This is a genomic window from Noviherbaspirillum sp., from assembly GCF_036846085.1.
GTDB lineage: Bacteria > Pseudomonadota > Gammaproteobacteria > Burkholderiales > Burkholderiaceae_D > Noviherbaspirillum.
In genome coordinates, this window is sequence record NZ_DAIUCO010000115.1 from 1 (window position 1) to 9,124 (window position 9,124).

Sequence of the window (9,124 nt, forward strand, 5' to 3'; positions counted from 1 at the left end):
CACCGAAACGGCTTGAAGATATACCCATCCGCCCCCTCCTTCAGCCCGCGCTGCAGATCCGCATCCTCCACCCGCGACGTCACCATCACCACCGGCACATCCGACAGATCGCTGTACCGCCGGATGTGCTTGAGTACATAAAACCCGTCGCGAGTCGGCAAAACCACGTCAAGCAGCACGATGTCCGGCCGATAACCGTCTTGGAACAGGCGCAGCGCATCCGGCGCATCGCCTGCATGCGTGACCGCAAAGCCCTTCTCCCCCAGCAATGCGCCCATCAGTTGCACCATGTCTTCATCGTCTTCCACCACCAGCACCTTTAAACCGTTCGCCGCCGGAGGCTCGCCCGTCGCTTCGCGGCTCACATGCGTATAAAAACCTTTCTCATGCAGCAGCCGGGCCGCCCGCCGTGCTTCGGACCACATCTGGGCATCATCATCGGTACCTGCAGCGGCGGCTTTTGCCCGTGGGGATGGCAGATCGTCCGCGCGTTCAATCCAGCCGCGCCGCTCCAGGTCGCCGGCAACAGACAGGAAATCGCCCGTTATCCGGTCGCCTGTACGGGCAGCAAGATGTGCGATGGACGACTTGCCGTCGATCATTCGCAGCAGGAAAAGGGCATCGGCGGAAACATCCGGGCCGGCTTTTTTCAGGGCGTTCCTGCCGTCGGCAGTTACTTTCAAAATGGTGTGTGCATACATTACTGGCAATAAACCTTCTATGGATTTTTCACGAATGCGGTTAGCTTACCGCCGATACCACCAATGATGAAATACGCTGAGAACCGGCTTGCGGATGCAAAAATTACCTGCCGCGCGTACAAAACGACGTCCAAACAGGCTTGAAGGCAACAAAATAAGACGATTCGAGACATACCGCGCTGTCATGTTGCGCCGGCTCGCCTGTGGCACATCCCTTGCTGCACTTGACAGGAGATGTGCATGAAAAAGACCCGAACTTGCGGTATGTCGTAATGCTAATTGCAAATTCGATCATGATCATCCTTACCGACTGACCGGTTGACAGGGACAGATCGCAAGCGGCATGCAGCAGGCTTCGTTGTATCGCAAAGACCGCCATCCGCTTCCAGACGGATTTCGAGGTGTTGACCGCTGACAAGTCCCTCCCAGTCCGCTTTGGCTGATCAAACTGCGTCAAGGAGTGACTTATGGACACGAATACACCATCAACACCGGGTGGCAACGGCTCGGATATCACGGTAAAGACCGGATCGAGCAACTACGACAAAACATTGGGTACGGCGTCGGGCACGAAGCCGCCGGGCACATCGGCAGGGATGCGCAGCCAGCTAACCAGCCTCAAGGCGGATCTGGACGCATTGGTCAATCGCGCGCCCGGCATGTCGGACGACGAGCTTGCTGCTGAGCATGCCAAGCTGATGGCGAAATACAGCTCCCTGCGTTTCGCGGCAAAAGGCCTCGCCACCCAAGCGACACAGCAGTTCAGCGTCGGAGTTGAGAACGCCAGCCGGCAGTTCAATCGCGGCGTCGAAACGACGACCGGATATGTGAAGGAAAAGCCGATGCAGTCGGTGGCGGTGGCAGCCGGTGCGGGATTGCTGCTTGCGATGCTGTTCAAGCGTCGCTGACCGGCACGCACGCAACGAACGATAACGGAGAGAGCTTATGGACAATTCCGACGCGCACGCACCACGCCGTTCCCAGGGAAATGGCGCATCCGGCAGCGCCTATGTTTCAGGAGGCAATGCCGGTCACGCGGCCGGTCAGTACAACGAGTATCAGACACAGGCCACCCCGGTGGAGGCGGCCCTTGGCTGGGCAAAGCAGCACCCGCTGTTATGTGCAGCGGCAGTAGGAGCGGTGATTGCCATCGGTCCGCGCCGGATGGTGCGTACCTTGGCAACCAGTGGTGGAGCCTTGACGGCATTGACGCTCCGCAATCCGTCGAACATTGACGCCCTTGCAAGACTCATAAGCACAGTGGGCGCCTATTTGCAGCAAAAGAGTGCGCAGAAGCAAGGCGACCGCGCACGTTACCGACCCTAACGCCGAGGTGGCGGATTGACGATGGGGCTAAAGCAAATAGAAGCACCATCGTTGCAGTTAGGAGAGGAAAGTCCGTTTAACTCATTAACCAGAAAGGAAAGTAAATCATGAAAAAAATCATTTCCGTATTCGGCATCTTGGCATTTGCCGTCGGCCTGTCAGCATGCAACACCATGCGTGGTATCGGTACCGATATCGAGCGTGGCGGCGAGAAAGTCCAGGGCGCTGCGACGGACGTACAGAAGGGCAATACCAGCTCCGGTTCGTCCCGATAATCGGCATTACCTGACGTACAGCAATAGGAAAGGGCTGCGTCCGCAAGGACGCGGCCTGCTTTTTCACTCGCGTTATTTCTCCCGGTGCATCGGCGAGCCCGAATGCCGGCACTCGCTCAACCCCTACTGCACTGCCGGCCTGCTCGTCGAGTGCCGCGCAGCTTCCCCTAGTCAACGTCCACCTTGCCGCACCGTGCTTCCCTGCGTGCGATGTGCGTCACCTATTCCGCCGCCCTGCCCTTCCGCCCCGGTTCCGAGGGACTCCACCCGAAGCCATTAATCCGTTAGACTGATACCCGCCGACAACAAGAACCGCGCCTTGACCTGACGAGGAAGTTGACCCCTGCAGGCGCCCTGATAACGACGAGACAGCATTTCAGAATGACACCATTCGACAGCAATCCCGAAGGCCTTCGACATCTGGCAAGCATCTATGCTGTGTTGAGCGCAACAAACGAAGCAATATTGCGCGCGGAAACCCCATCCGGCCTGTACCAGGCCGTCTGCGACGCGGCAATCGACGGCGGCAAATTCACGACGGCGGCAGTCCTCGTTCCGGATTCGGAGACTGGCTGGCTGAAAACGGTCGCCGCCGCCGGGATGCGTCGCGAGCAGATCGGCGGCGATAGCGGCATTTCAGTCGACGAAGCGACGGCTGAAGGCCGCGGGCTCGCCGGCACCGCATACCGTAACGGAATGCCCTGCATCAGCAACGATTTTGTCGACGACCCCCGATCGCTGCCATGGCGAGCGGTGGTGCGCGCCTCCCGCATCGCCGCCGGCGCGGCGGTTCCGGTGGCGCTCGAAAACGGCGCGCGCGGCGTGCTGATGTTTTACTCCAGCGAAAAGGACGCCTTCGATGACGAAGCCGTTTCCCTCATCGAACGCCTGGCCCGCAACATCACCTTCGCCCTCGGTGCCTTTGCGCGGGACGAGCTGCGCCGGCAGGCGGAAGAAGCGCTGAGGACCAGCGAAGAACGCTACCGGGCGATCCTGGAAAACATGGACGACGCCTACTATGAAGTCGACACCACCGGCCGCCATACGTTTTTCAACAACGCGTTTCCGCGCCTGTTCGGCTATACCAATGAGGAAATCCGCGCCACCAGCAACCGCGATTACCAGACACCGGAAATGGCGGCGGAGGTAGCGAAGACATTCAAGGAAGTCTATCGCACCGGCATTTCGCAAAAAAGCCAGTACTGGCGTTATGTGCACAAGAACGGCAGCATCATCCACGTCGAGGGATCGGTACAGCTGGCACGCGACAAGAACGGCGTCGCCACCGGTTTTCGCGGCATCCTCCGCGATGTCACCGCCCGGCGCCAGACCGAGCAGGCGCTGCGCGAGAGCGAGAAAAAGTACCGCAGCATTCTCGAGACCATCCAGGATGCCTATTACGAAGTCGACCTGCAGGGCAGGATCGTGATGTGCAATGGCGCGTTCTGCCGGATGCTGGGATATGCGGAGAGCGAACTGCTCGACAGTCATTACCGGGAATACCAGACGCCGAAAGTAGCCGAAAAGGTCTTCAGGACCTTCAACACCGTCTACCGCACCGGCGTGGCCGCCCCCAACTTCGATTGGGAAATGATCACCAAGGACGGCCGTACGGTCGTCGGGGAAGGATCGGTGCAATTGTTCCACGGGTCGGACGGGAAACCGGCGGGCTTTCGCGGCATCCTGCGCGACGTCACCGAGCGGCGCAAGGTCGAACGTGCGCTGCGCGAAAGCGAGGCGCGATTCCGCGCGCTGACCAACCTCTCGTCCGACTGGTATTGGGAACAGGATGCGGAGTTTCGGTACGTCATCATGGAAAGCCGGCGCAAGACGTCGGAATCGACCCAGGGCACATTCGTCGGGAAACGTCCATGGGAAACCGAACTCGAAATCGAAAGCGGCGGCGGATGGGATGCGCACCGCGATCTCCTCGCAGCGAAGCAACCGTTCCGCGATGTCATCATGCACCGCCTGCTGCCGAACGGAAAACCGTACTACATCAGCGTCAGCGGCGAGCCGGTGTTTGACGGCGAAAACCGGTTTAACGGCTATCGCGGCGTATCCCGGGAAATCACCGACCAGAAAGTCGCCGAGGAGCGCATCCAGCACCTGGCAACGCATGACGGCCTGACCGGACTGCCGAACCGCATCATGTTCAGCCATCTGCTGAGCCACGCGATACCGACCGCGCAACGCTATGGCCGCAGTTTCGCGGTGCTGTTCATCGACCTCGATCGCTTCAAGTTCATCAACGATTCGCTCGGCCACGAAGCCGGCGACAAGCTGCTGAAGGAAATCTCCAGCCGCTTCAAGAAGGCGCTGCGTGCCAGCGACGTCGTCGCCCGTCTCGGCGGCGACGAGTTCGTGGTGCTGGTGCAGGAAATGAACGACATGGAGCAAGCCGCAGCGGTCGCGCGCAAGCTACTATCGGCGGCGATCAAGCCGATGATGCTGCTCGGCCGGGAATGCCGGGTCACGGCCAGCGTCGGCGTCGCCATGTACCCGAACGATGGCAATGACGAGCAGACGCTGATGAAGAACGCCGACATCGCGATGTACTTCGCCAAGGAGGAAGGAAAGAACAACTTCCAGTTCTATTCGAAAGACATCAAATCGCAATCGCTGGAGCGCCTGGCGCTGGAGGCCAACCTCCGCCACGCATTGGAACGCAACGAGTTTTCGCTGCACTACCAGGCCAAACGCGACCTCACCAGCGGCGCAATCACCGGCGTGGAAGCCCTGCTGCGATGGGATAACGCTGAGCTGGGTTCGGTAACGCCCGTGCAGTTCATCCCGGTTGCGGAGGAAACGGGATTGATCGTCCCGATCGGCAAGTGGGTACTTGAAACCGCCTGCGCCCAGAACGTCGAATGGCAACGCCAGGGCCTGCCGCCGGTATGCATGGCGGTCAACCTGTCCGTGCGCCAGTTTGCCGATGAACATCTGCTGGAAGACCTCGCTGCCATCCTCCGCGAAACCGGCATGCAGCCGCATTTGCTGGAGCTGGAAATTACCGAAGGCATGGTGATCCACAATCCCGCGCAGGCAATCAAGCTGCTGACCGCCATCAAGAACATGGGCATCCGGCTGGCAATCGACGATTTCGGAACCGGCTATTCGTCACTCGGCCAGTTGAAGAATTTTCCGATCGATACGCTCAAGGTGGACCGTTCCTTCATCCGCGATATCGGCAGCAGCTCCGATGACCGCGCGATTACCGAAGCCATCATCGCAATGGGAAAAACCCTGAGCCTGACCGTGGTGGCGGAAGGCGTCGAGACCATGGAACAGGAAGCCTTTCTGCGCATGCATGCATGCGATGAAATGCAGGGCTACTATTTCAGCAAACCGATCGCTGCCGGCGAGTTTGCGACGCTGCTGCGAGAACATGTGGCGAACGCAAAGTAAGGCATCTTATTTCAGCTAAATACGAAGAAACCAATCTCATTTCATCGCTTTTTCAAGCATATTCGTATCCGTATAATTGGGCTTTCCGACGCGCCTGATCAGGCGCTCATTATTTCAGGAGCGAAAGATGTCCAATAAAGTCGAATGGGAACTGGTCGATGCGCCCGCATCCCGTGCATCGCAATCGGCGCCTCACTTTCTCAAAGCACTGCTCGGTCCATGGTGGAAATGGAAAGCCGGCGGTGCAGCCATTGTGACCGCAGCGGTCTTATTGCTTTTGGCCACGGTCGCCGGTGTTGTCATGTTGGGCCTGGCCGCGGTTGCATTGTTGTCGCTTGCGATCCATCGCGTCCGGGTTTGGCTCGACAGCGCCCGGCGCGCCGGCACGTCACCGAGTTCATCCCTGCAACGTCGGTAAAAGCCCGCCGAATTTGCATCGTTTCACGAACTTGCGGAATGCTTGGTTGTCACTACCGCTTCGCGGCATCGAATTGTGCTTGCGTTACCGGCATGAGAATCCGATCGTCCCGGCAAACAGACATCCTTGGAGAACTGAATGGAAATCATGCAAAACAAATTTGCGGTGGTCGTACTGCCGCTGGTTCTTGCGGGCGCACTCACCGCTTGCCAGAAGCAGGAAAGCGCCACCGGGCAGGGTCCGGCGGAGCAGGCCGGGAAGACGCTCGACAGCGCCGCATCGAAAGCCGGCACGGAATTGAACAAGGCCGGCGAAGCCATCGGGCAGACGATGGAGAAGGCGGCCGAGAAAACCGGCCAGGCGATGGAAAAAGCCGGCGAGCAAGTGCAAAGCACCGCGCAGGAATCAAAGGCGGAGGCAGAGGCGGAGCAGAAAAAACAGTAGCACCCCCGCAGCCTCAGGCGCTTTGCGCCAGCAGCAGGCCGTGCAAGTCGTCGGCATCCATCGGCTGCGCAAGGAAATACCCTTGCAGCACATCGCATCCGAGATTTTCCAGCAGCCGCGTGGTCCGCTCGTCTTCCACGCCTTCGGCAACCACCAGCATTCCGAGTGCATGGCCCATGGCGACGATCGCCTTGACCAGTTCCAGCGCCTGGCGGTTGGTCGAAATGTCTCGTACGAAGGCCCGGTCGATCTTGATCTCCGCCGCGGGAAAGTCGCGCAGGTAGGCGAGGCTCGAATAGCCGGTGCCGAAATCGTCGATCGATATCGACACGCCGCAATGGCGCAGCGACTGGAAGACCTGCATTGCCTTCGCCGGGTCTTCGATGGCGACCGATTCCGTGATTTCCAGGGTCAGCGATTGCGCATCCACATCATGTTTGGCGAGCGCCGCGCGTACCTTGCCGGTCATTTCATGGCCGCGCACCTGCAACGCCGATACATTGATCGATACGGGGACCACCCAACCCTGGCGGGTCCAGCTTCGCATCTGCCGGCAGGCTTCGTTCAGCACCCAGTCGCCGAGGGCGGCAATCATCCCGGTGCGCTCGGCGACGGCGATGAATTCCGCCGGCAAGCGCATGCCGCGCTGCGGATCGATCCAGCGTACCAGCGCCTCCACGCCGACGATCTGGCGCGATCCCGCCGAATATTTCGGCTGGTAGAAAAGCCGGAATTCGCTGCGCTCGAATGCCCGCCGCAGGCTCTTGTGGGTTTCCGCCGTTGCCACGCGCTCCGCGTCCATGTGCGGTGAAAACCGCTTCCACATATTCCGGCCCTGGCGCTTCGCGTGATACATCGCAGTATCGGCGCGCAGCAGCAGCGGCTCGGCATCCTGCCCCGTCAAATGTCGCGCCACGCCGATCGACGCCGAGATATTGACGCTGTCCGACCCCACACGCATCGGCGCCTTCAACGACGAGACGACCCGCTGCATGATGTGCTCGACGCGCGCCTCGTCGGCATCGACCAGGATGATGACGAACTCGTCGCCGCCGACCCGGATCACAATATCGCCTTCACGCAGGCATTCATGGATGCGGCGCGATGCGATGACGAGCACCGCATCGCCGACATCGTGGCCCATCGTATCGTTGACCAGTTTGAATCCGTCCAGGTCGACGAAGGCCAGATGCAGCGAGGTGCGTCCTGCCTGCGCACGGGCGATCAGCGCCGGTAGCTGCTTCTGCAGGAAATGCCGGTTCTTCAGCCCGGTCAAGGCGTCGGTTTCGGCGATTTGCTGGTGTTCCAGCCGGCGCCGGTCGTAGTACGCAATCAATGTCGCCCCGACCAGCAGCGTGACCGATGTGACAAACACGATGCCCGGCAGCCAATCGCTATCGAGACTATCGGCCGCGAGGCTGATCGCGCCAGCCGGAAATTCCGCCGCCGCCATGCCGATGTAATGCATGGCGGCAATCGCCGTGCCGAGGAGAAACGCCACCAGTATTTTCTTTACCGGCATCAGCGATTCGCTGCCCTGAGAAATATGGCGCATCGCCCAGATCGCGGCACCGCTCAGGCCGATGGCGATCGCAACGGACAGTATGACCAGCGGCCACTCGTAGCGAATCGATGGCGACATGCGCATCGCCGCCATGCCGATGTAGTGCATGCCGGCGATTGCGGCACCTGCCAGCGTCGACGCGGCGGCGTAGTGCCAGGGTTTGAGTGACTCCCGTTGTGCCGTGAACAACGCCGCCGCCGAAGTGGCCACCGGTGCCGCCCATGACAACAAGGTAAGTCCTGTCTCAAAACCGACGGGCGTCTCGAGCGTGAAGGCCTGCATGCCGATGAAATGCATCGACCAGATGCCCGTTCCGGCTGCAAGCGCACTGCCCGCAAGCCAGAACCATCGTTGCGGCGCCATGGCGGATCGGGTGCGGGCGGAAAGCTCGAGCGTTGCATAACCGGCCAGCATGGCTACCAGGAGCGAAAGCGCCACCAGCGGAGTGTGATAAGTGCCGGTCAATTTGAATTTCCGTGTTTATTAGGGCGTGTCATCAATTGGGCTGGGAGATGCGTTCCTGCCAGCACGCGTGGTGGCAAGGCGCGTGGCGACGGGAAGGCTGGCCGCCTTCCCTAGCCATGCAACGCCGCCAGCGCGCGTTCTGGCAGGAACCCTCCGGGAAAGGGTGCTACGCGTCGCATGCCGGTGTTGCGGCTCCTTGCCGTAGTTCGGGGGCGCCGAGCCCACTACGACGCGTCGCCGCGCCTGGGCCTGCAACGCGTAGCACCCTTTCGCACTCCCATCCCAATTGATGACACGCCCTAAGAACGTATGGGCATGAAATGCGGGCGGGAGTGAGGGCGGCCGTGTTGCCGAAGAATGACAACGTGCGCCTATGGAATGTTCCTGAACTGTTTTGTGTCGCCGGGGAAATGCGACGTGTCAAGAGAGCGGAACGGCGGGGGAAACCGCCGGAGGATCGAAGGGAGGCGAAGGGAAGGCCGCCGGCCGGCAGGCCGACGGCGAGGCAACCGGGGAGATGAAT

8 protein-coding genes are annotated in these 9,124 nt (G+C 60.4%); 6 read left to right on the plus strand and 2 right to left on the minus strand.

The window, feature by feature from the left end:
• Positions 1–701, minus strand: a 701-nt coding sequence (locus V7080_RS14255; protein WP_334189057.1) for a response regulator transcription factor, incomplete at its 3' end; no start/stop codon positions are given.
• A 467-nt stretch (positions 702–1,168) separates the two neighbouring features.
• Here V7080_RS14255 and V7080_RS14260 point away from each other — a divergent pair.
• From V7080_RS14260 to V7080_RS14285, 6 genes are all read left to right on the plus strand, one after another.
• The gene (locus tag V7080_RS14260; protein WP_334189058.1) at positions 1,169–1,609 is read left to right on the plus strand and encodes a DUF883 family protein; all 441 of its coding nucleotides are present in this window, start codon (positions 1,169–1,171) and stop codon (positions 1,607–1,609) included.
• A 37-nt stretch (positions 1,610–1,646) separates the two neighbouring features.
• Positions 1,647–2,027, plus strand: a complete 381-nt coding sequence (locus V7080_RS14265) for a hypothetical protein (RefSeq protein ID WP_334189059.1) — start codon at positions 1,647–1,649, stop codon at positions 2,025–2,027.
• 107 nt (positions 2,028–2,134) lie between these two features.
• Positions 2,135–2,302: an entericidin A/B family lipoprotein gene (locus V7080_RS14270; protein ID WP_334189060.1), complete on the plus strand. Its 168-nt coding sequence runs from the start codon at positions 2,135–2,137 to the stop codon at positions 2,300–2,302.
• Positions 2,303–2,683: 381 nt separating this feature from the next.
• Positions 2,684–5,710, plus strand: a complete 3,027-nt coding sequence (locus tag V7080_RS14275) for a bifunctional diguanylate cyclase/phosphodiesterase (RefSeq protein WP_334189061.1) — start codon at positions 2,684–2,686, stop codon at positions 5,708–5,710.
• A gap of 127 nt (positions 5,711–5,837) precedes the next feature.
• On the plus strand, positions 5,838–6,128 hold the full coding sequence (locus V7080_RS14280; RefSeq protein ID WP_334189062.1) for a hypothetical protein: 291 nt from the start codon (positions 5,838–5,840) through the stop codon (positions 6,126–6,128).
• A gap of 138 nt (positions 6,129–6,266) precedes the next feature.
• Positions 6,267–6,572: a hypothetical protein gene (locus tag V7080_RS14285; protein WP_334189063.1), complete on the plus strand. Its 306-nt coding sequence runs from the start codon at positions 6,267–6,269 to the stop codon at positions 6,570–6,572.
• Positions 6,573–6,585: 13 nt separating this feature from the next.
• On the opposite strand, the gene V7080_RS14290 is transcribed toward V7080_RS14285, so the two are convergent.
• Entirely contained in the window at positions 6,586–8,601 is a 2,016-nt protein-coding gene (locus V7080_RS14290; RefSeq protein ID WP_334189064.1) for a putative bifunctional diguanylate cyclase/phosphodiesterase, read from the minus strand.
• Between the last annotated feature and the right edge of the window lie 523 nt (positions 8,602–9,124).